The organism is Paraburkholderia diazotrophica, assembly GCF_038900755.1.
GTDB lineage: Bacteria > Pseudomonadota > Gammaproteobacteria > Burkholderiales > Burkholderiaceae > Paraburkholderia > Paraburkholderia diazotrophica_A.
In genome coordinates this window covers 329,050-351,204 of the sequence record NZ_JBBPEN010000003.1, presented here as the reverse complement: position 1 = coordinate 351,204, position 22,155 = coordinate 329,050, and the positions used below count along the sequence as shown (strand labels likewise).

The window sequence follows — 22,155 nt, the reverse complement described above, 5'->3', positions numbered from 1 at the left end:
ATCGCACCGAGCCGTCAGCCGGTACTCTCTTCGGTCGAGGCCGGCTGAACCAGGCTGCGCCGCGCCGCGGCCATGACCAGTGCGCTGATTGTCGCGAGCGGCTCGGGCTCCTGCTCCCAGTGATGCCAGTACAGATCGATCAGCAGATCGTGCCCAGGCGCGAGCGCGACCAGTCTGCCGCTGCCGATCAGCGGCTCCGCCTGCATCGCGGGCACCAGCCCGTAGCCGAGATCATCCAGGATCGCATCGAGCAACGCCACCGGCGAAGGAAAATAGTGCCGCGGATACCGGCCGACCGTCACCCCGAAATGCGACCGTAAAAACACGTCATGCAGGGCGTCCTTCCGGTCAAACAGGATGGCGGTGGCCTTGAGTGCGCCCGGTAGGGTCAGGCCACCAGCGAAATGTTCGCGGGCGAATCCAGGCGTGGCGACACACTGGTAGCGCATCTGCCCGACCGGCGCCGCCACGAAACGGTCGACAACCGGCTCCGGTTGCGTGGACAGAAAGCCCTTGACGTCGCCGCGTGCCAATGCCTCGAGCGTATGGTCCTGATCGTCCACGAGAATCTCAAGCGCCACATGATGTTGCGCCAGCTCACGCGTCACCGGCTCGAACCAGGTGGCAAGGGAATCGGCGTTGACGGCCAGTGCCAGCGCTGTCGTCGCCGCTTTACCCGGTGTGACACGCCGAAGCAGGTCATCCTCCTGAAGCCGGACCGTCATGAAATGACGAAACACGTCTTCGCCCGCTTTGGTCGGCATCACGGGCGGTTCGCGGATGAGCAGCAGCGCCCCGATCGACTGTTCGAGCCGCTTGACCCGGCGAGTCGCTGCCGCGGAGGAGATGTTCAGTGCGGCCGCCGCCTGCGTGAAGCTGCGATGTTCGACCACCGCGGCGAACGTCTCCAGCTCGGTCATATTCAGCATCGCGTCCACTTTCATCCTCGCTCTTCGAGTGCATCTGACACGGGAACATCAACGCCACGCAGCGTGCGGTATTGGCGCGATGTCGATGGTCCTCCTGTCCAGGCGCCCGGTGGTCAAGACCAGCGTGTCATCCGCTGCAGACCTAACCGTGACAGAAAACCGTAATCGGTATCTTCAGACGGCGACAGTCACAGGCCAATTGCCGTTTCACAGTCCTGCCGGTAATTTTCCCGACCTAGACGCTTGCACCACTCGTCTCCGTGCACGAGATTTCACCGTGCATGGCAGGCCGCTCTGGACCGGGTGGATAAATGCACCATTTACCGTTTCGGTGACGAAAAAATAACATCGCCTTCGAGCCGCTCCCGTTGTCTGCGACGACGCAAACATAACGTCCCGTTCCCGTGCCGTACCGTCCGTAATGGCTGACCCAAAACCCTGTCCCCGGATCGGCTGCCAACCAGTCCTGGACCATTGTCTCAACGACACTCCCGAAATCGCCATCAAGTTCCTCCATCATTTCGACGGTGACCGGTACTGCGATCCTGAAGATCGACGGCATTTCCGCGCTTCGGTGGCAGATCCGTGCAGACGCCTTCGTACAGTTCGGCGGCCATGCCGAACAATTCGCCCAGCGTCGGATGCGGGTGGACCGTCCCGCCGACATCCGTTGCATCCGCGCCCACTTTGATCGAGAGACTAAGGCCCCTTGCTCGCAAATGTAGCTCAACGTGAGCAAACCCACGCTACTCAACCGAGTGTCGCGGCGTGTCGCCGCGATGGATGTACTTTGCTGCAGTGGCTATCACGGCGTCGATATCTGATGCAGATACTCCCATATGTGTGACGAGCCTTAAGCCATAGCGCCCGCTTACGAGAATGCCGTTCCGCTTCAACGTCGCCGTCAGTCCATCCATCAGTGCCTTGTCGCCCGTGACGAACACCATATTGGTCGGCGTGGCACGTACTGACAGCCCATCTAGCTTCGATAGCTCATCAGCTAAGCGCTCAGCATTCTGATGGTCAGTTTTTAAGCGTTCAACAAGCGCGTACAAACCGGCCGACGCCAAAATACCCGCCTGGCGCATTCCTCCACCAAGCACTTTGCGCCAGCGTCTGGCGGTGTTGATGAACTGAGCGCTCCCACAAAGCACTGCACCAACTGGCGCCCCGAGTCCCTTTGAGAGACATACTGACACGCTGTCGAACGGCTTAGCTATCGCTTCTGGTTCAACGCCTAAAGCAATGGCTGCGTTGTATAGACGCGCGCCATCAAGATGGAGTTTAAGTCCGTATGAGTCAACAAGCGTCCTCGCCTGCGACAAATATTCCAGCGGAAGAACTCGCCCTCCGATGGTATTCTCCAGGCATAAAAGACGTGAACGAGCGAAATGTGGGTCGCCGGATGGCTTGATTGCCCGTTGAACGCACAACAAGTCGAGGGTGCCGTCCGCCTCCACTTCTATGGGCTGCGGCTGAATGCTCCCGAGCACAGCAGCGCCTCCACCCTCGAACTTGTAAGTGTGTGCTTCTTGTCCCGCAATATATTCGTCACCGCGCTCACAGTGTGCCAGCAGTGCCAGCAAGTTGCTCTGCGTACCGCTCGACGAAAACACAGCGGCTTCAAAACCAAGGTCACAAGCCATCCGGTGTTCAAGTCGTCGCACCGTCGGGTCTTCGCCGTACACGTCATCGCCTACCGCCGCATCTGACATGCAAGCGCGCATTCCGGGGCTAGGCAGCGTGACGGTATCGCTCCTTAAGTCAATCATCTCTCGTTCCGATTGCACGCGGCCGAAGGGTAGCAGTGATCATGCAAGCAGATTACCCAGTGCCTCGTAAAATCCGCGCGGCACATCATTTCTGTCTTTCAAGGCCAGTTGCGCTTCGGTTCGCAAGGTGGCGTCCGTCAGCCTTGCGTGCTTATGGAGAACGCCTTGCTCGTCCAGCCCTGCAAGCGAAAGATCGAACCCATCGTGCTCGTCCACGCGAATATCTAAGTGCACCCCTCTCGAGTGCGTATAAAGATCGCCCGCTCGTTCGAATTGTGATAATGAAACAGGTCTCTATACCGTAACAGTTCTGGCTTCGGGTCGATAGAACTCCAAATGGGGCCAGGCGGAACATTGGATATTAAAAGGCTGAACACCGCCGGATAGCTAAATGCAACATGTGCAGAACCAAAAAGCTCGATATTGCAGAATTTCTGCACCGCGTCCGGCGCCGAAACCAGCGTGAGAACTGCCGAATCTTGAACGAGTTCTCGGAGTTCGACTGGATTCTCAGCTCCGCGATGCTTAGCGTCCCCACGCGAACAAGGGAAGCGTCGCATCACGATAGACGAGGCTGGTCTTGACGTCTTCGTCACTTTCGCCGACGGTCGAGCAGCAAATCGCAGGCGCCCAGGACCACCTGCGGACGAGCGAACGCAACCTTCCTTATGCGCCGAGAAGGCAGCGTTCGATGCCGTTGCTTGGCATGTCCTTGTCATCGTGCGTCGCTTCCACCCCGCCCAAGAGGAATAGCCGTATCGGTCAGATTTCGGCTACCCATGCTGAGTGGCCGGGATAAGCGAAAACCACGCCACATCTCCGCCTAAACTGGTGAGTTTAATACGAAAATCATGAGAATCTAGCCGATCTGCTGGCTGGCTACGGCAACAAAATTCAAACCAGTTTTCGATAAACTCTTAGCAGAGCTATCCCGCAAATCAGCAGAACTACAACTGCATTGCAACACCTTACGAGGCCATGGCCGGATCGGTAATGCTATCTGCACCGGTTTCGACGTGACCAGCAACCTTGCACATGAAATTGCTGTTTTCCTTAAGGGTGATGCTAAAGTTGTACCAACTCATGCTCGCGGTGAGATCGATCGGCAGTTCAACGGTTTGACCCGCCGGAACCCTGGTCGTCTGCGGCGCCATCTTGTAAGCGTTGTCGCTGACCGTGGCATTCACATCGCCCGAACCAACGTTAATCAGCGAGAGGCGGATCGCGCCATCGCTACCGTAGCACGTTTCAACTTGCAGGGCGGCGCTGGTGCTCGGAGTATCAACATACTCGCGAACGAAGCCGTTGGGACCGGTGACGCGCAGATCGTATGCACCGCTGGTTAATGTCCAGAAATCATCCAGGGTCTTGCCGCCTTCAACCGTGTAGTACTTTGGTGCATTCGACAGGTTCAGACGGTCAACAACGCGGTAGCACACTCCGACACCACCGGTGTTACCGAAGTGCACTGCAGGGCCGCCACCGGTGACCGCGCACTTCGCGAACAGCTCATACGGAATTGCACGTGCCGGACGAGTGCCGGACTCAACCACCGGCTTGCCGGCCGGCGTTGCCGGTGGCGTCGGAACAGGTTTGTTGATGTTTGCTGCCGTCACAGCAGCAAAATCCACGGCGTTAGTAGGCAGCGGCACTGACATACTGATAGTCGGAACCGAAGTCGGGAAAATATCGTTAGGCGTCTTGAAGTTAAATGCCGAAGTCAAGTCACCGCAAACTGCGCGACGCCACGGGGTGATGTTGCCGCAGTGCACGCCAAATCGCTGTTCAATGAAGCGGATCAGCGAAGTATGGTCGAACATCTGCGAGCAAACATAACCTCCGCGACTCCACGGCGAAACGACAAACGTCGGCACACGATTGCCCAGACCAAAGGGGTTGCCGTCGCCAGGGTTGATCTCGTCGCTCGTTTCCACGGTGCTCAAACCGTTGGCCGACGTAGCCGCAGGGCGCGGTGGAGCCACGTGGTCGAAGAAGCCGTCGTTCTCGTCATAGGTTACGATGAAGGCGGTCTTGCTCCAAACATCCGGATTCGACGTCAGTGCATCCAGAATACGTGCGATCCACTCGACGCCGTATGCTGGCGGCCACAGTGGGTGCTCACAGAAAATTCGCGGAGCGAACAGCCACGAAACCTGCGGCAGCGTATTGGCCAGCACGTCTTGCTTGAATTGCGCCAGCGTTCGCGGGTTGACGCCACGGTCGTACAGCGGATTGCCCGGCAGAGCATTGACGAAATTCTGGAAGGCGAGAAGCACGTTCATACCGCCATCGCTGTTGTCGTTGCTCGTCTTGTCGGTGCCTTGACGGTACGCGCCCCAACTGATGCCTGCATTTTGCAGCGATTCAGCGTAGGTCACCCAGCCCGGACCGTACATATTGCCCTGACCATTGGTGAACTGGGTAATGTTGTTGTTATCGATAATCGGCCCAAAGCCGCCGAGACCATGCGGATCGTTACTGCCGGTCAGCATGTACAGACGGTTCGGGCAGGTCGGGCCGGGCATCGATGCGTAATACGCGTCGCACACAGTAAATGCATCGGCCAAGGCGTAGTGAAACGGAATGTCCTGGCGGTTGATGTAACCCATCGCTGCCCCGCCTTTCGCCGGGACCCAATTATTCATGCGGCCGCCATTGTTGGCAGCTTGACTATCCGGCCACGAGTGCGGCAGACCCTTCCAGATCGGGAAGTTAGTGTTGTTGGTATCAATGTGGAACGGCGTAACGATCCCACCATTGCCGTCCGGCTGAGACCAGATATCCGAGGTTACCGACGGGTCGTTGAAACCACGAACGCCGGACAGCGAGCCCAGGTAGTGGTCGCACGAACGGTTCTCGAGCATCAGAATAACGATGTGCTCAACGTCATTGATCGTGCCGGTACCGTTGTTTGCCGGAATAGCCAGTGCGCGTTGGATAGCCCCAGGGAAAATAGTCGACGCGACTGTCGTACCCGCTGCGGCTGCCGCAAGACGCATGAACTGGCGGCGACTAATTTGCATGTGTTCCATTAGTTCGAGCACCTGTAGGTTTGCGCGCGGGGCGTGCTGGTAGCTTGGGCGCCGCTGTCAAGGCCTTTCCCCGAGCATGCCGCGAAAGATAAGGCGATAAGGATGGCTGCCGCCATCGTTATCATCAAAGATTTTCCAGTCATTATTTCCCTACGAGGTCGGTTGGTTAAAATAAATTATCGATCGCGTTCGACGGTAGCGGAATCATCCGCAGCACGCCGCTGACTGACCACACTTCAGCCTGTGCGATGCTGAAGTACGCACCGTTGGCGATCACACAGTCCACATTCACACCGACCGCCAGTATGCTTTCTGACCGGCCTCATCGGACACGGTGTCTTCCGTGAACACGATCGCGTGGACGTTCATCTCCGGATCGACAGATGGACCTTGCGCCACGGCATCCGACTGGCATCGCGTCCGTATTTCTGACGGTACCATTCGCTGGTCCGGCCAAAGTTGACAAACTTCCATCTTTCTTGTCGTCATGATTTTTTAGCAGTCCACAATGACATCTGCATGGCAAATTGTGCGGAAAGCGTCCGACAGCTCCAATCTGATGCGGAACTGCGAGCTCGCGGCAGCCAGCAGGCGGCGGCCGATGTCGCACCCACGTGCCTCGCTCGAGTTCAGAACGGCCCGATCCGTTGTGAGGAGGAAGCCTGGCCTGTTGCGTCGATGTCTGCACGACGCTCGCATCCACTACCCCCTACCGCACCACGGTATTGCGCGAGCGCGGACATCTGGTTGTCAAGCGAGTGGCTGATGGGCGTCAAGCCGATAATCGAGCAAGTTCGCAAGTAGCGACGCGTCCACTATGTTCGCGTCGACTGCTTCTATGAAGAGACGTGTGCACCGATGAGCAGCGTGACGGGGCGGCTGATAGGGTCAACGGAAAGCGTCACTACCACTAAGTCGCAAGGGTCTCTCAACTGGCGCCCTCATTCCTCCGGGCCGGCTGAACCAGGCTGCGCCGCGCCGCCGCCATGACCAGTGCGCTGATCGTCGCGAGCGGCTCGGGCTCCTCCTCCCAGTGATGCCAGTACAGATCGATCAAAAGATCGTGCGCGGGCGCGAGCGCGACCAGTCTGCCGCTGCCGATCAGCGGCTCCGCCTGCATCGCAGGCACCAGCCCGTAACCGAGATCGTCCAGGATCGCATTGAGCAACGCCACCGGCGAAGGAAAATAGTGCCGCGGATACCGGCCGACGACCACCCCGAAATGCGACGCGAAAAACGCATCGTGCAGCGCGTCCTTCCGGTCGAACAGGATGGCGGTGGCCTGAAGCGCGTCGGGCAAGGTCAGGCCACTGGCGAAATATTCGCGCGCAAATCCGGGAGTCGCGACACACTGGTAGCGCATCTGCCCGACCGGCGCCGCCACGAAACGGTCGACAACCGGCTCCGGTTGCGTGGACAGAAAGCCCTTGACGTCGCCGCGTGCCAATGCCTCGAGCGTATGGTCCTGATCGTCCACGAGAATCTCAAGCGCCACATGATGTTGCGCCAGCTCACGCGTCACCGGCTCGAACCAGGTGGCAAGGGAATCGGCGTTGACGGCCAGTGCCAGCGCTGTCGTCGCGGTTCTGCCCGGCATGACACGCCGAAGCAGATCGTCCTCCTGCAGCCGGACCGTCATGAAATGACGAAAGACTTCTTCGCCCGCCTTTGTCGGCATCACGGGCGGTTCGCGGATGAGCAGCAGCGCCCCGATCGACTGTTCGAGCCGCTTGACCCGGCGAGTCGCTGCCGCAGAGGAGATGTTCAGTGCAGCCGCCGCCTGCGTGAAGCTGCGATGTTCGACCACCGCGGCGAACGTCTCCAGCTCGATCATGTTCAGCATCGCGTCCACTTTCACCCTCGCTCTTCGAGTGCATCTGACACGGGAACATCAACGCCACGCAGCGTGCGGTATTGGCGCGATGTCGATGGTCCTCCTGTCCAGGCGCCCGGTGGTCAAGACCAGCGTGTCATCCGCTGCAGACCTAACCGTGACAGAAAACCGTAACCGGTATCTTCAGACGGCGACAGTCACAGGCCAATTGCCGTTTCACAGGCCTGCCGGTAATTTTCCCAACCTAGACGCTTGCACCACTCGCCTCCATGCACGGGACTTCACCCTGCATGGCGGGTCGCTCTGGACCGGGTGGATAAATGCACCATTTGCCGTCCCGGTGACGAAAAAAGAACATCGCCTTCGACCCGCCTCCGTTGTCTGCGACGACGCAAACATAACGTCCCGCCCCGGATCGCCCGTAATGACTGACCCGGAATCCTCGCTTCGGGTCGGGTGCCAGCCAGTCCTGGACCATGTCTCTCAACGACATCCCTGAAATCGCCATAGCCCTCCTCCATCATTTAGTGACGTTACTGCGGTCCCGGAGATCAATGGTTGGGACTAGCTCCTGCAACGCAGTCGATAACCCCGTCAAGACACAGGCCTACCCCGGACTTGCGTTTCCGCGCTTCGGCGGCAGATCCGTGCAGACGCCTTCGTACAGTTCGGCGGCCATGCCGATCGACTCGCCCAGCGTCGGGTGCGGGTGGATCGTCTTGCCGATGTCGGTCGCATCCGCGCCCATTTCCACCGCGAGGCAGACTTCGCTGATGAGGTCGCCCGCGTTCAGGCCGACGATGCCGCCGCCGATCACGCGATGCGTCTCTTCGTCGAAGATCAGCTTCGTGAAGCCCTCGTCGCGGCCGTTGGCGATCGCGCGGCCCGACGCGGCCCACGGGAAGACCGCCTTGCCGTACTTGATGCCTTCGGCCTTGCACTGGTCTTCGGTCTTGCCGGCCCACGCTACTTCCGGATCGGTGTAGGCCACCGAAGGAATCTGCAGCGCGTCGAAGTAGGCCTTCTCGCCGTGCGCCGCTTCCGCCGCCACGTGGCCTTCATGCACGGCCTTGTGCGCGAGCATCGGCTGGCCAACCACGTCGCCGATCGCGAAGATGTGCGGCACATTGGTGCGCATCTGCTTGTCGACTTCGATGAAGCCGCGATCCGTCACCGCCACGCCAGCCTTGTCCGCGCCGATCGTCTTGCCGTTGGGCGAGCGGCCCACGGCAACCAGCACGAGGTCGTAGCGTTGCGGCTCGGCCGGCGCCTTCTCGCCTTCGAACGACACGTAGATGCCATCGTCCTTCGCCTCGGCCTTCGTCGTTTTGGTCTTGAGCATGACGTTCGCGAAGCGCTTCGCGTTGTACTGCCCCCAGACCTTCACGAGGTCGCGGTCCGCGCCGGCCATCAGGCCGTCGAGCATTTCCACGACGTCGATCTGCGCGCCGAGCGTCGCGTAGACGGTGGCCATTTCCAGACCGATGATGCCGCCGCCGATCACGAGCATCTTCTGCGGAATCTGGCGCAGTTCCAGCGCGCCGGTCGAATCGACCACGCGCGGATCTTCCGGCATGAACGGCAGCTTCACGGCTTGCGAGCCCGAAGCGATGATCGCCTGCTTGAACCTGACGATCTTCTTGCCGTTCTCGCCCGCCACTTCCATATGGTTCGGATCGAGGAACGTGCCCACGCCCGTCACGACTTCGACCTTGCGCGCCTTCGCCATGCCGGCCAGGCCGCCCGTGAGCTTCTTGACGACGCCCGACTTGAAGTCGCGCAACTTGTCGAGATCGATCTGCGGCTTGCCGAACGTGATGCCGTGCGAGCCGAGCGCTTCGGCTTCGTCGATCACGAGCGCCGTGTGCAGCAGCGCCTTTGACGGAATGCAGCCAACATTCAGGCACACGCCGCCGAGCGTCGAATAACGCTCGACCAGCACGGTCTTCATGCCGAGATCGGCGGAGCGGAACGCCGCCGAGTAGCCGCCGGGGCCCGCGCCGAGCACGAGAATGTCGCATTCGACGTCGGCGCTGCCGCTGCAGCTGCCGGCTTGCGGCGCCGGCGCTGCTGCCTTCGGCGCTTCCGCCTTGGGCGCTTCAGCCTTCGGAGCCGGCGCCGCTGCGCCCGCAGTTGCCCCCTCGGACGCTTCGACCAGTGCGATCACCGTGCCCTGCGAAGCCTTGTCGCCGGCCTTGATCTTCACTTCCTTGACGGTGCCCGCGACGTCGCTGGGCACTTCCATCGTGGCCTTGTCCGACTCGAGCGAGAGCAGCGTCTGCTCCTTCTCGATGACGTCACCCACCTTGATATTGACTTCGATGACGTCGATGTCCCTGAAGTCGCCGATGTCGGGCACTTTTACTTCGATAAGCGTCATTTATTCGTTTCTTCCCTGCGGTTGTACCGGGGACTGTCGTAGGTCAAAGCGATACCCTTCGATAGTCGGCCAGAATCGTGGCGAGATAAGCGTTGAACCGGCCAGCTTCTGCGCCGTCAATGACACGGTGATCCCATGAAAGCGACAGGGGAAGAATGAGGCGCGGCATGAACTGCCTGCCGTCCCACACCGGCTTCATCGCGCTCTTCGACAGGCCGAGGATCGCCACTTCCGGTGCGTTGATGATCGGTGTGAAGTGCGTGCCGCCGATGCCGCCGAGCGACGAGATCGAGAAGCAGCCACCTTGCATCTGGTCCGGCTTGAGCTTGCCTTCGCGCGCGAGCTTCGAGAGCTCGGCCATTTCCTTCGCGATGTCGACGAGGCCTTTCTTGTCCGCGTCGCGGATCACCGGGACGACGAGGCCGTTCGGCGTGTCGGCGGCAAAACCGATGTGGTAGTACTGCTTGAAGACAAGGTTGTCGCCGTCGAGGCTCGCGTTGAACGCCGGGAACTTCTTCAGCGCCGCGACGCAGGCTTTGATGACGAACGCGAGCATCGTAAACTTCACGCCCGCCTTCTCGTTTTCCTTGTTGAGCTGCACGCGCAGCGCTTCGAGGTCGGTGATGTCCGCTTCGTCGTTGTTCGTGACGTGCGGGATCATGACCCAGTTGCGGTGCAGGTTCGCGCCGGAAATCTTCTTGATGCGCGAGAGCGGCTGCGTATCGATCGGGCCGAACTTCGTGAAATCGACCTTCGGCCAGGGCAGCAGGTTCAGGCCCGCGCCGCCCGCAGCCGGGGCGGCTGTCGCGCCGGCCGGTGCTGCGAGCTGGCCTGTCATCACGCCCTTCACGAACGCGGTAACGTTGTCCTGGGTGATGCGGCCCTTCGGCCCGGTGCCCTGAACTCGCGTGATGTCCACGCCGACATCGCGCGCCAGTTTACGCACCGACGGCGAAGCATGGCTTGATCCGCTCAGCCCACCCTCCTTCTCCTGGATCGCGGCCGCTGGCGCAGGCTCGGATGGATGACCTGCCAGACTGCGCTCCTCATCAACAATAGGTGAGCCATCTCGACGCCCGGTCTTCCCGCTCGCGTCAACCTCACTGGTAACCGCGTCGGCCGACGCACCTTGCGGCTCCATGAGCAGGATGACGGAACCTTCCGACACCGCATCGCCGGCCCTGAGCTTTATTTCCCGAACGACGCCACCAAAAGGACTGGGCACGTCCATGGTGGCTTTGTCCGACTCCAGCGTAACCAGCGATTGCTCCTCCCGGACCACATCACCGGGGCCAACCAGTACCTCGATGACAGGGATGCCCTTGTAGTCGCCGATGTCAGGCACCCTAATCTCTCTTACATGCACTTCAGTATTCTCCCAATCGCGGTCCAAAGCGAGCGTAACGATCGCTGTGTAGTACTTAGCTGGTGCATCAACGCCGGGACAGGCAGCGGGCGCCGTGATGCCCGAAGTCCTGGCCATCTCGAACTAGCGGTCGACGTCGCGCGAATTCATCAGCATGTCCGTCAGTCCCGCGCCCGCCCGAACCATGGGCCAGACGTTCTCGGACGGATCGATGGCAAAGTCCATGAATACCGTACGCTGCTTCATGGCGAGTGCCTCGCGCAGCACCGGCTCTACATCACACGGTCGCTCGATGCGAAAGCCGACATGCCCGTAAGCGCGGGCGAGCGCGACAAAGTCAGGCAACGCGTCCATGTACGAGTGGGAGTAACGGTCCCGATAATTCACATGCTGCAGTTGCCTTACCATGCCGAGGTAGCCGTTGTTCAGGGAAACGATTTTCACGCCGAGGTCGTACTGCCTGCAGGTCGACAGCTCCTGGATGCACATCTGGATCGAGCCGTCCCCGGTTACTGTGACCACATCCGCATCCGGCAGCGCGCGTTTGACGCCCATCGCATAAGGCAGTCCGACACCCATGGTTCCGAGGCCTCCCGAGTTGATCCATCGACGAGGTTTGTCGAATCCGTACAGCTGCGCGGCCCACATCTGATGCTGTCCGACGTCAGAACAGATATAGGCATCGCCACCGGTGACTTCCCAAAGCCGTTGAATGACGAACTGTGGCTTGATCACATCAGCGTCCGGTTCATAGGCGAGGCAGCGCTTCTCACGCCAGCTCCCGATCTCTTTCCACCAGCCGTTGCGATTCCCATCGTTGATACGCTGCGCCCGGAGCTGGTCCAGTATCGCGCGCGCCGCGGTCTTGACGTCTCCCACGATCGGAATGTCAACCTGCACCCGCTTGTCGATTGTCGCGGGGTCGATATCAATATGAATAATCGTCCTGCCATCTGACCGGAAGTCTCCTGTATTCCCAATGACCCGGTCATCGAATCTCGCACCCAGCGCAATCAGTACGTCGCAATGCTGCATCGCCATGTTGGCTTCGTACGTTCCATGCAATCCTGGCATTCCCAGGCACCGTCGGTCCGAAGCGGGAAAGGCGCCGAGCGCCATCAACGTGTTCGTCACCGGGGCATCGAGTCGCCGCGCGAGCTCCGCAATCTCTTCGCTTGCAGCCGATGCGACCGCTCCGCCACCAACGAGAATGCACGGCCGTTCCGAGCGCGCAAGCGCCTCGGCGGCCCGCCGCACCTGTCCCGTATGAGGATCCGTGCGCGGACGATAGGATCGCAGCGTAACGGAGTCAGGTATGCGCAAGGGCGTCTTCGCCTGAAGCACGTCTTTGGGAATATCCACCAGGACGGGCCCGGGGCGCCCGGTGCGGGCGATATGAAACGCGCTTTTGAGCGTCATCGCCAGTTGTGAGACATCCAGCACCAGAAAGTTATGCTTGACGATCGACCGGGTAATCCCGACAGCGTCACACTCCTGAAACGCATCGGTTCCGATGGAGTGCGTCGGCACGTTACCGGAGATCACCACCATCGGGATCGAATCGAAATAGGCGGTCGCAATGCCCGTCACCGCGTTCGTCACACCCGGCCCCGATGTCACCAGCGCTACGCCGACCTTTCCCGTTGCACGCGCGAAGCCATCCGCCGCGTGCACGGCGGCCTGCTCATGGCGAACCAGCAAATGGGTGATATGGTCGGACTCCTGGAGCGCATCGTAAAGCGGCAGGACGGCGCCGCCTGGATACCCCCAGACCGTATCAACGCCCTCCCCGCGCAGAACTGACAGGACAATCTGGGCACCCGATGCATGGCCGTCCCTGCCCGAAGCCCCCGAAGCGCCAGTTTTCGCAACCTGTTGGATCTCAGCACCCGCAATCTTCATTATTAGCTCCCGGTAGTGCCTGCCCGTCACCGTTGCCACGGCGCGGCCCGTTGACCGTCATGCTTGCCATAACGATCAACGGCCTGCCTGACGACCTCGACCGGAACTACACCGTCGTCCGCGAGCGCTTTCAGCGCAGCAACCGCGATCGAATGCCGGTCAACTTCGAAGAAGGCCCGCAACGCCGCACGGGTGTCACTGCGCCCAAAGCCATCGGTGCCAAGCGTCACATAGCGCCGCGGCACGTATGCACGAATGAGCTCGGGAACTGCTCGCACATAGTCTGTCGCTGCGACCACGGGCCCGTGCGTGGGAGACAACGCAGACGTCACATACGGAGCGGGAGCGCGATCCTCGTCGAACAAACGAACGGTGCGTTCGGACGCGACACCGTCCCGGTGCAGCTCGGTAAAGCTGGTGACGCTCCACACCGATGCCTCGATGTTCCAGTCTTCCTTCAGCAGGCGCGCGGCCGCCTGCACTTCGCCCAGAATCGCCCCGGAACCGAGCAGCTGGACCTCAGCCCGATCGAACGATGTTCTGTCAAGCGGATACATGCCCTTGAGCACACCATCACGAACGCTTTCGATGGGTGCATCCGGAAGTGAAGGCTGTGCGTAGTTCTCGTTCGTCACCGTCAGGTAATAAAACACATCGCGCTGACGTTCGATCATCTCGCGCATGCCTTCGTCGACGATCATGGCCACCTCGTATGCGAACGCCGGATCATAGGCGCGGCAGTTAGGTACCGTCGAAGCCGCCAGATGGCTCGTGCCGTCCTGATGCTGAAGCCCCTCGCCACCAAGCGTCGTCTTGCCCGCCGTCGCACCGATCAGGAAGCCGCGCGCACGCTGGTCTGCCGCGGCCCAGATCAGATCGCCGATGCGCTGGAAACCGAACATCGAGTAGTAGATGTAGAACGGCAGCATAGGCAGGTCGTGCACGCTGTATGAAGTGGCCGCGGCGACCCACGAGGACACGGCGCCCGCCTCCGAAATGCCCTCTTCCAGTATCTGTCCACCCGTATCCTCCCGGTAGTACAGCATTGAGCCCATGTCTTCGGGCTCGTACAGTTGCCCGAGCGGCGAATAGATCCCGACCTGCCGGAACAGGTTCGCCATACCGAACGTGCGTGCCTCATCGGCGACCACGGGAACAATGCGAGGCCCGAGCGACGCGTCTTTCAGAAGGCTCCCGAGCATTCGCACGAACGCCATCGTGGTCGACATCTCCTTGCCGTTCGCGTCCAGCGCGAATTGCCCCCACGCCGGCAACGCCGGGACGGGCAGCGTTTGCGACGCGGCTGTCCTTCTGCGGGGCAGATATCCACCAAGCGCTTCGCGCCGGGCATGCAGGTACCGCATTTCCGGACTGTTGTCCGCCGGCCTGTAGAACCGCAGTTGTTCGACGTCCTCGTCGGAGAGGGGCAAGCGGAAACGGTCGCGAAACGCTTTCAGTTGTTCGACGTCGAGCTTCTTCTGCTGATGCGTGGTCATCCGGCCCTGCCCGATCGACCCCATGCCGAAGCCCTTCATTGTCTTCGCGAGAATAACCGTGGGCTGACCGCCATGTTTGAGCGCCTGGTCGTACGCCGCATACAGCTTGCGTACGTCATGGCCACCCCGGCGCAGGCGGTCGATGTCATCGTTGCTCAGATGCGCGGCGAGCGCAGCCAGTTCCTCGTTCTGTCCGAAGAAGCGTTCGCGGTTGTAGGCGCCGTCATTGGCCGAGAAGGTCTGAAACTGTCCATCGACGGTATGAGCAAACGCCCGCAACAACGAGCCAGTGCGATCGCGCGCAAAAAGGGCATCCCAGTCGGAACCCCAAACCACCTTGATGACATTCCAGCCAGCGCCCGTGAATTGCGCCTCAAGCTCGTCAATGATCCGGCCGTTGCTTCGCACCGGGCCATCGAGCCGCTGCAGATTGCAGTTGATGACGAAGACGAGATTGTCGAGCCCTTCGCGGGCCGCAAGCGACAGCGCACCAATCGATTCGGGCTCGTCCATCTCGCCGTCGCCAAAGAAGCCCCAGACCTTGCGGCCTTCCGTTTTGAGCAGCCCACGGTTCTGCAGGTAACGCATGAAGCGCGCCTGGTAGATCGAGTTGATAGGGCCGATGCCCATCGATCCCGTTGGAAACTGCCAGAATTCAGGCATCAGCCACGGATGCGGATAGGAACACAGACCCGGGCCCGCGATCTCGCGGCGGTAGTGCTCGAGATGCTGCTCGCTCAGGAAACCTTCAAGGTATGCGCGCGCATACACGCCCGGCGACGAATGGGGCTGGAAATAGACGAGGTCACCACCATGCGCATCGTTCGCACCGCGAAAGAAGTGGTTGAACCCAACCTCGAAAAGATCTGCTGCCGAAGCGTAGCTCGCAATATGTCCCCCGAGTTCGCCGTAAGCCCGGTTTGCCCGCACCACCATCGCGAGCGCATTCCAGCGTAATGCAGCGGCGAGCCGCTCTTCCGTATCGACGTCACCTGGAAACGGCGGCTGCTGGTCGACCGCGATGGTGTTGGTATAGGGAGTGAGATTTGCACGTGCCGTTGCAATGCCGCTCGACAGCGCGTGCGCGGCCAGCCGGTCGAAAAGATACTGGGCGCGCTCGAGCCCGACATGCTCGACCACGCCATCCAGTGCGGCGATCCACTCGGCCGTCTCCTGCGGATCGTTGTCCATGCGGGTTTGATTGAGGGCAAGAACGGGCTGAACACCGCTCGATAAATCGGTCATGGCAACTCCAGGCTAAACAGTGAGATTCGTGAGCTTCGAGACTCGTCCAGGTCGGAATGTCGAGTTCGACGACATGGGAAGAGCTTATCCATCCGTTCACAAAATGTGCGTCTCTTTTGCGGGTAGTTTTCGCTGCAGATAGGGTATAAATTCTGGTAACGCGGCCTCACATGAGATTCCAATACTATGACATCCGAAACAAAGCTCCCGACCCGCCGCCTGGACCGCACTGACATCGCGATCCTGCGTCAGTTGCAGGACAACGCACGCATTACGAACGCTGAGCTCGCCCGCGCGGTTAACCTGTCACCGACTCCCTGCTTCAATCGCGTGCGCGCACTCGAGAAGCTTGGCCTGTTCCGGCAGCACGTCACCCTTCTCGACGCCGGAGCACTCGGGTTGCGTATCAATGTGTTCATTCAAGTCAGTCTGGAGCAACAGGTGGAAGACGCGCTACGCGTTTTTGAGAAGGAAATCTCGGATCGGCCTGAGGTAATGGAGTGCTATCTGATGACAGGCGACGCCGATTATCTGCTGCGGGTTGTCGTGCCCGACATGCAAAGCCTTGAGCACTTCATTGTGCAATGGCTGACAAAAATTCCGGGCGTATCGAACATCCGCTCCAGCTTCGCGCTCAAGCAGGTGCGATACAAGACCGCGCTGCCGCTGCCGACTCCAGGCCTCACACTCCCGAACGGCGCCGAAGTACCTCACGAGTGGACATGAAAGAACGGCAGCCAGAACGTCTCGGTAGCAACGCGCACCGCATGACAAGGTTTCCAATTCTTTAAGAATTAACTAAGGGTGCCTTGACGCCCACGTTGACGCGGGGTCAAGGCTAACGTGGGATTCCTGAACACCATCGCTGCGCGGCAAGGTAACCTGTCGATGAAGCCGATTTAGTCTCGGCCAATACAACACCACCGGCAGCGCGCTGGTCAGAACTTGTGGCGAATGCCAATGCGTGCCGCAAACTGGTTCGAATTGGACGATGCCGAAAGCGTGGGCAGAGCTGCGACAGCTCTGGTCACGCCCGTTCCCGCAGAGTTTGCGGTATAACCGCTAGCGTGTTGGTAATCAGCAACAACATAAATATCAGTGCGTTTTGACAGGAAGTAATCGAGGCCGGCCATGCCTTGGTTATACTTGGGCGCCGAATTACCATTGACACTGCTACCGTGCAAGTAGTCGTACGCGATTCCGGCCAAAAGCGCCGGTGTGATCTGATATTTGAAGTTCACTTCCGCATTGTTAAAGGTGGCGGTTTGACCGGCGAATGCCGATGCATATGACGACCCAAGCCCGTAGAACTTCACATTGGAATACGTTGCCCCGAAAGTAGCCGCACCAACCGTGTATGCACCTCCTGCGCCGAGTACTTGATATGTATGCGCCGAACCGAAGCCGCTGTAGATCGGCGAGGAAACGTTCGATGTCGTGGTATTGACCGTTCCGGAGGTGGAGTTACCGAAAAAGGCGACATTTGGATTGCGCACGTTGAGGTAGGCAGCGCTAAGCACAAGCGGACCGTTAGAGAATTGACCGCCTACTGACCAGACCTGGTTCCGCGAGTAGTCTCCGGCAATGCCGCCAAGACTGTACACTCCGCCGAAGGTGAAACCTCCATAGCTCGGGCTGGTGTATTTGATCGCGTTGTTAGTGCGGTAAGAGTTGTTGAAGTTATCGATATCGCCAGGATGCGCGCCCATCGAAGAGGCCCACTGATCGCCGGCCTCAAGAGGTCCCACGAAATCTACGACAGAGTCATACTGCCGGCCAAGGGTGACAGTGCCATAGTTGCTTTCCACGCCAACATAGGCTTGGCGACCGAAACCGAGTCCACCTTGACCAAGCTTACCGGTACTCGCGTCAAAACCACTTTCGATTCGGAAAATCGTCTTCATTCCTGCACCGAGATCTTCCGAACCACGCAATCCCCAGCGACTACTCTGCAATACTCCGCTATTGAGAAGGTATTGATGCTTTCCACCGCTATTGGTGATCATAGTCAAACCTTCATCGACGATGCCATAGAGCGTCACACTACTTTGTGCGTGCACCACCGACGTCAGTCCGAGTGCGAGAGAGAAAGCACACCCCATACGAGTGTTAATTATATTTTTCACCACAGTCTCCTTACTTTGGATTACTGATCTATTTGATCAGTTGTTAGTAAAAATTTAATAACTTCAATGACCTGATCTGTTTTACGCCTGCAAAGATTTTTTCGAAACGGGCAAAACAAAACAGGTTTCGCTCCAGCAATACCCTTCTATACAAGCCTCGATTTGTTTCCGACAACTTTTCGCTAATTCGTCGCTGTTCGATCAGGTTGAGCGTCATTGCCCGTACTGCGGACCCTGCGCCATTACCGTTCCCGCGTAAAAACGTTTGAGGTCGGGTGAGACTGAGACAAGGAAGACGAGCAGGACCGACAATGGAAATCCCAAAATTGGAGCGAAAAGGTCTTGCCACCTTCTGCTATTCCTCCCCAACTTCGCATCATTTAAAGTGAAAGTGTGGGGAGCGGATGCTCGTAATCCACTTTCTCTTTGTAACCATGTGACGTTGCCAGGATCACTGCCTTTGCGTCGCGAGACACCACGCCGTCGTTCACCAGTTTCTTCAGACCGCTAAGCGCCGATGCACTCGAGAGCTCCAAATACAGGCCTGCGCGAGCCAGCTCGATCTGATCCGTCTTAGCCTGATCGGCGTCGATAGCGACAGCTGTTCCCCCGGTTGCCCTCAGCGCTTCCATCGCCTGGAACGTGACAGTACCGCCCCCGATGGAAACGAGCGCCGAGCTACCAGGGAACGTCTCACGCATATCTGCGCCAGCAAGCACCCGCGTTATGCGCGGGAACGGCTCGACCGCATGCACCTTCGGTAGTTCCGTGAGCAACCCGGCCTTCCGCAGATCCACGTAGCCCTGTGCGACGCCCCAAACTATGTCTCCCCGGGACGTCGGCACTACAATATCCGTCGGTTGGTTCGCCCCCGCCTGCTCAAAAAGCTCGTATGCGATAGCACGATAGCCATCGACCCCGTACGGGTTGCTGCCTACGGGAGGAGTCAAGTAGTTGGTCGCCGGATACCATACTCCGGACCGCACCTTTTCAGCCACGAGCTGCCACCGCTCCTTGCTAGTGGCTGTAGCGACGATCTCAGCGCCGTGCGTTTCAGCTGCATGGCGCCAATTCGCATTCATCTCGGGAGTCGTGACGATTACACAGTTCAGGCCGGCGCTCGCGGCGTAAGCCGCCAACGACACACCCGCATTGCCGCTTGATGCAACCGCCACGGTAGTCGCACCCACCTCTTTCGCGCGTTGCACGACGAACGCACTCATCCTGTCCTTATGCGAGCCCGTCGGATTCGCACCTTCATATTTGGCGGATACGCTGCCGAGGCCAATGAGCCCCTCGATCACTGGCAACCGAACAAGCGGCGTATTTCCTTCTCCAAGCAATGCTCCGCCGGAGTAGGCAAGCCATGTTTCAGGACGCTGGCAACGAAACAATTCGTCGTCATATTCCGGTACGACACTGGCTGGCCAGCCAGTCGTCAGGCAACGTTGGCACCCTTCAAAGTAATCCGCGATTGGAAACATCCGGTTGCATCGAATGCACCGCATGCCCGTCATGTATGGATTTCGACGCGCCCCAAGCTTGGTCATGTACGAGCTCCCTTCTCAACGTCTCGCATCAGCGAAAAAAGGCAATCTCCCCGTTTCGTAAGAGTCGGGAAGCGCCGACAAGCGACCAGTCCGGAAGCGCTAAAAATGAGACTAAGAGGTGGTTCCATCGGACGCTCGATGGAATGGAGATATCCCGCGTGTTGCCCCGCCGTTACCTCATCACCGGGCATTACAGAAGGTTCAAACAGCCCGTCCGATTCTGCGTAGAGGAAGAAATCGCGCCCAGGCACCTCCATAACGCGCGTCTCAAGAGGCTGCGGAAGTGTTCCGTCGGAGCGAACCCCGATGTGGTGCAGCAAGCGCAACACGGCTGAACGAGCAAGCTCTTTCCCGTATGCCCGGAGCGTCGCGCCGCCGCCCAACTCCGCAGTGATCACGGAAACACCGAATTGCTCTGCCGCCGCTGGCAGCGTCGTGTTACCGCCACCACCTTTACCGTCGGTGATGTAGCTAATCGGCGCGCCGAACACGCGCATCAGTTCCATTAAGCGATCGTTAAGCTGCTTGTCAACGGACGGTCGAATGAGTGCACAGGGGGTATAGTCCAAAGAACGGCCTCCCGAGTGCAGATCGACGACGAGATCGGCCATCGGCAGTAAGACGCTCGTAACGTAATGCGCAATCATCTGCGTCGCGCTTCCATGTGCCTCGCCCGGATACACGCGATTGAGGTTACCCTCGTCGATCGGTGAGACTCGGCGACCAGCCTCAACAGCAGGAAAGTTAAGCGCCGGAAGAATGATGATGCGACCGGTTATAGCAGACGCTTCAATTGTACGAGCGAGCTCCAGCAGCGCGACCTGACCCTCGTATTCATCGCCGTGCGTCCCCGCGATGAGCACCGCCGTCGGTCCGCTACCGTTCTTGATACAAACAACTGGAATCGGAATCCAGCCATACGCTGAGAGATCTGTTGAGATCGGGAGCCGGAGTGAACCGGCCTGTTTGCCATCGCGATTGAAATCAATCGGAGTCCAAATTCGTGTCGGTGTTGACATAATTTTAGGGATTAACAAATTACAAGAAACGGATTTCTATTTCGGCTAGGGCCGCCGAATAGAGTCAAGTCACATTCGTTTGAAGTCGGAACAAATCAATAAATTGCTGAGCAAGGACGCCACGTTCTAAGGATTCGGTGCCCGTTCAATTCCGGTCTCCGGTAGCTCCATTACATGTGGAGTTTGGAGCGCCGTAGCTCCCGAAGCCAAAATGTCATCAAGGCGGATACATGCAGCTTGATGTCCGGTACTGAGCGACGTCAGCGGAGGTACGATCTCGCCACAGCGTTCGATGACGTACGGACAGCGCGTGCGGAACACGCAACCGGATGGCGGCGATAGCGGACTCGGAATGTCTCCGGCCAGTATCTGGCGGCTGCATCGCTGGCCCGGATCGATCGTCGGAATAGCCGAGAGCAGCGCCCGCGTATAGGGATGTGAGGGCGTTCTGTAGACCGTCTCGCTTGGCCCCGCTTCTGCAACTCGCCCGAGATAGAGCACCACCATCTCGTCGCAGAGATATTCAACGACGCTAAGATCATGAGCGATGAACAGGATCGTCAGCCCACGTCGGTCACGCAGGTCCTGCAGCAGGTTGAGGATCTGCGCTTGCACGGAGACGTCGAGCGCAGAAACGGATTCGTCAGCGATGAGGAACTCTGGCTCAACCGCAAGCGCTCGCGCAAGGCCGATACGCTGCCGCTGGCCGCCCGAGAATTCGTGTGGGTAGCGTGACAGGTGATCAGCCGAAAGCCCAACCTCCTCCAACAGTCCCGCGGCAAGTTCATCACGTTCGCGGCGATTTCGGCCGATGCCGTGAGCGATAAGCGCTTCGCCGATGATCTGGCGGACGCGCATACGTGGATTGAAGCTGGAGAACGGATCCTGAAAAATGATCTGCATCCGTTTGCGCAGAGCCTTGAGCTTGCGTTCATCGAGACGTGTGACATCCGTACCGTCGAAGACCACCTTGCCCGCCGTCGGTTCGATTAGACGCAAAAGGCAGCGGCCGAGAGTCGACTTGCCGGACCCCGATTCCCCAACGAGCCCCATCAGTGAGCCACGGCGTACATCGAACGATACATCGGTGAGCGCATGCACGTCGCCGGCAGACGTGTGAAACAACTTCGTCAGCCCTTCAACGCGAAGCAGCGCCTCGCAGGATTCCAATCGAGTTGAGCTCATGCCTGGCCCCTCATTTTCCAGCATCGCGACAAATGGCCCGGGCCACACGATCCGAGCGTCACCGGCTCACGACATTTCGCCTCAGCGAAACTGCAACGCGTTTCGAACGGGCAGCCTGGCGACAGGTTGTAGAGCGACGGCACCGATCCCGGTATGGCGGTCAGGCGTCTTCGGCGCCCCTGTTCATCGCGTTCGCGATTGACCTCGGGGATCGACGCGAGCAGTCCCAGCGTGTAGGGATGGTTCGGTCGATCGAACAGGCTGCGAACCGGTGCCTGCTCCACGGCTACACCGGCATACATCACTGCCACTTCATCGG

Annotated in this window: 15 protein-coding genes and 1 pseudogene; 1 reads left to right on the top strand and 15 read right to left on the bottom strand. The window is 59.4% G+C overall.

Annotated features, from left to right (window positions below; all coding sequences use genetic code 11):
• Positions 1-14: 14 nt before the first annotated feature.
• The 10 genes and pseudogenes from AABE10_RS11515 to mdeB all read right to left on the bottom strand — a co-directional run bounded on the left by AABE10_RS11515 (position 15) and on the right by mdeB (position 15,956).
• A complete protein-coding gene (locus AABE10_RS11515) occupies positions 15-944 on the bottom strand; it encodes an HTH-type transcriptional regulator ArgP (RefSeq protein ID WP_342933373.1) in 930 nt (309 codons plus the stop codon).
• 488 nt (positions 945-1,432) lie between these two features.
• Positions 1,433-1,627, bottom strand: a pseudogene (locus tag AABE10_RS11510) (hypothetical protein); the annotation flags it as partial.
• 48 nt (positions 1,628-1,675) lie between these two features.
• Positions 1,676-2,701: a low-specificity L-threonine aldolase gene (gene ltaE, locus AABE10_RS11505; protein ID WP_342933372.1), complete on the bottom strand. Its 1,026-nt coding sequence runs from the start codon at positions 2,699-2,701 to the stop codon at positions 1,676-1,678.
• 39 nt (positions 2,702-2,740) lie between these two features.
• Positions 2,741-2,917 carry a hypothetical protein gene (locus AABE10_RS11500; protein ID WP_342933371.1) on the bottom strand — a complete coding sequence of 59 codons (177 nt, stop codon included), beginning with the start codon at positions 2,915-2,917 and terminating at the stop codon, positions 2,741-2,743.
• Positions 2,918-3,669: 752 nt separating this feature from the next.
• Positions 3,670-5,733, bottom strand: a complete 2,064-nt coding sequence (locus tag AABE10_RS11495; RefSeq protein WP_342933370.1) for a phosphocholine-specific phospholipase C — start codon at positions 5,731-5,733, stop codon at positions 3,670-3,672.
• A 928-nt stretch (positions 5,734-6,661) separates the two neighbouring features.
• Positions 6,662-7,576: an HTH-type transcriptional regulator ArgP gene (locus tag AABE10_RS11490; RefSeq protein WP_342933845.1), complete on the bottom strand. Its 915-nt coding sequence runs from the start codon at positions 7,574-7,576 to the stop codon at positions 6,662-6,664.
• Positions 7,577-8,174: 598 nt separating this feature from the next.
• Positions 8,175-9,947, bottom strand: a complete 1,773-nt coding sequence (gene lpdA / locus AABE10_RS11485; RefSeq protein ID WP_342933369.1) for a dihydrolipoyl dehydrogenase — start codon at positions 9,945-9,947, stop codon at positions 8,175-8,177.
• Positions 9,948-9,990: 43 nt separating this feature from the next.
• Positions 9,991-11,292 (bottom strand): dihydrolipoyllysine-residue acetyltransferase, encoded by a 1,302-nt coding sequence (gene aceF, locus AABE10_RS11480; RefSeq protein ID WP_428983298.1) that lies wholly within the window; start codon positions 11,290-11,292, stop codon positions 9,991-9,993.
• 144 nt (positions 11,293-11,436) lie between these two features.
• Positions 11,437-13,215, bottom strand: coding sequence for a biosynthetic-type acetolactate synthase large subunit (gene ilvB, locus AABE10_RS11475; RefSeq protein WP_342933368.1), 1,779 nt, complete (start codon positions 13,213-13,215; stop codon positions 11,437-11,439).
• A gap of 26 nt (positions 13,216-13,241) precedes the next feature.
• Positions 13,242-15,956: an alpha-ketoglutarate dehydrogenase gene (gene mdeB, locus AABE10_RS11470; RefSeq protein ID WP_342933367.1), complete on the bottom strand. Its 2,715-nt coding sequence runs from the start codon at positions 15,954-15,956 to the stop codon at positions 13,242-13,244.
• Between the two features lie 186 nt (positions 15,957-16,142).
• Here mdeB and AABE10_RS11465 point away from each other — a divergent pair, with 186 nt between their 5' ends.
• A complete protein-coding gene (locus AABE10_RS11465; protein WP_342933366.1) occupies positions 16,143-16,682 on the top strand; it encodes an Lrp/AsnC family transcriptional regulator in 540 nt (179 codons plus the stop codon).
• A gap of 212 nt (positions 16,683-16,894) precedes the next feature.
• Here the strand turns inward: AABE10_RS11465 and AABE10_RS11460 are convergent, their stop codons facing one another.
• The 5 genes from AABE10_RS11460 to AABE10_RS36415 all read right to left on the bottom strand — a co-directional run bounded on the left by AABE10_RS11460 (position 16,895) and on the right by AABE10_RS36415 (position 22,138).
• Positions 16,895-18,058, bottom strand: coding sequence for a porin (locus AABE10_RS11460; protein WP_342933844.1), 1,164 nt, complete (start codon positions 18,056-18,058; stop codon positions 16,895-16,897).
• 404 nt (positions 18,059-18,462) lie between these two features.
• Positions 18,463-19,632, bottom strand: coding sequence for a threonine synthase (locus AABE10_RS11455; RefSeq protein ID WP_342933365.1), 1,170 nt, complete (start codon positions 19,630-19,632; stop codon positions 18,463-18,465).
• Positions 19,629-20,651 (bottom strand): succinylglutamate desuccinylase/aspartoacylase family protein, encoded by a 1,023-nt coding sequence (locus AABE10_RS11450; RefSeq protein ID WP_342933364.1) that lies wholly within the window; start codon positions 20,649-20,651, stop codon positions 19,629-19,631. Before AABE10_RS11450 ends, AABE10_RS11455 begins: the two co-directional genes overlap by 4 nt.
• Positions 20,652-20,777: 126 nt before the next feature.
• The gene (locus AABE10_RS11445) at positions 20,778-21,836 is read right to left on the bottom strand and encodes an ABC transporter ATP-binding protein (RefSeq protein ID WP_342933363.1); all 1,059 of its coding nucleotides are present in this window, start codon (positions 21,834-21,836) and stop codon (positions 20,778-20,780) included.
• A complete protein-coding gene (locus AABE10_RS36415) occupies positions 21,833-22,138 on the bottom strand; it encodes an oligopeptide/dipeptide ABC transporter ATP-binding protein (protein WP_428983314.1) in 306 nt (101 codons plus the stop codon). The genes AABE10_RS11445 and AABE10_RS36415 overlap by 4 nt, the downstream gene beginning before the upstream one ends.
• Positions 22,139-22,155: the final 17 nt, after the last annotated feature.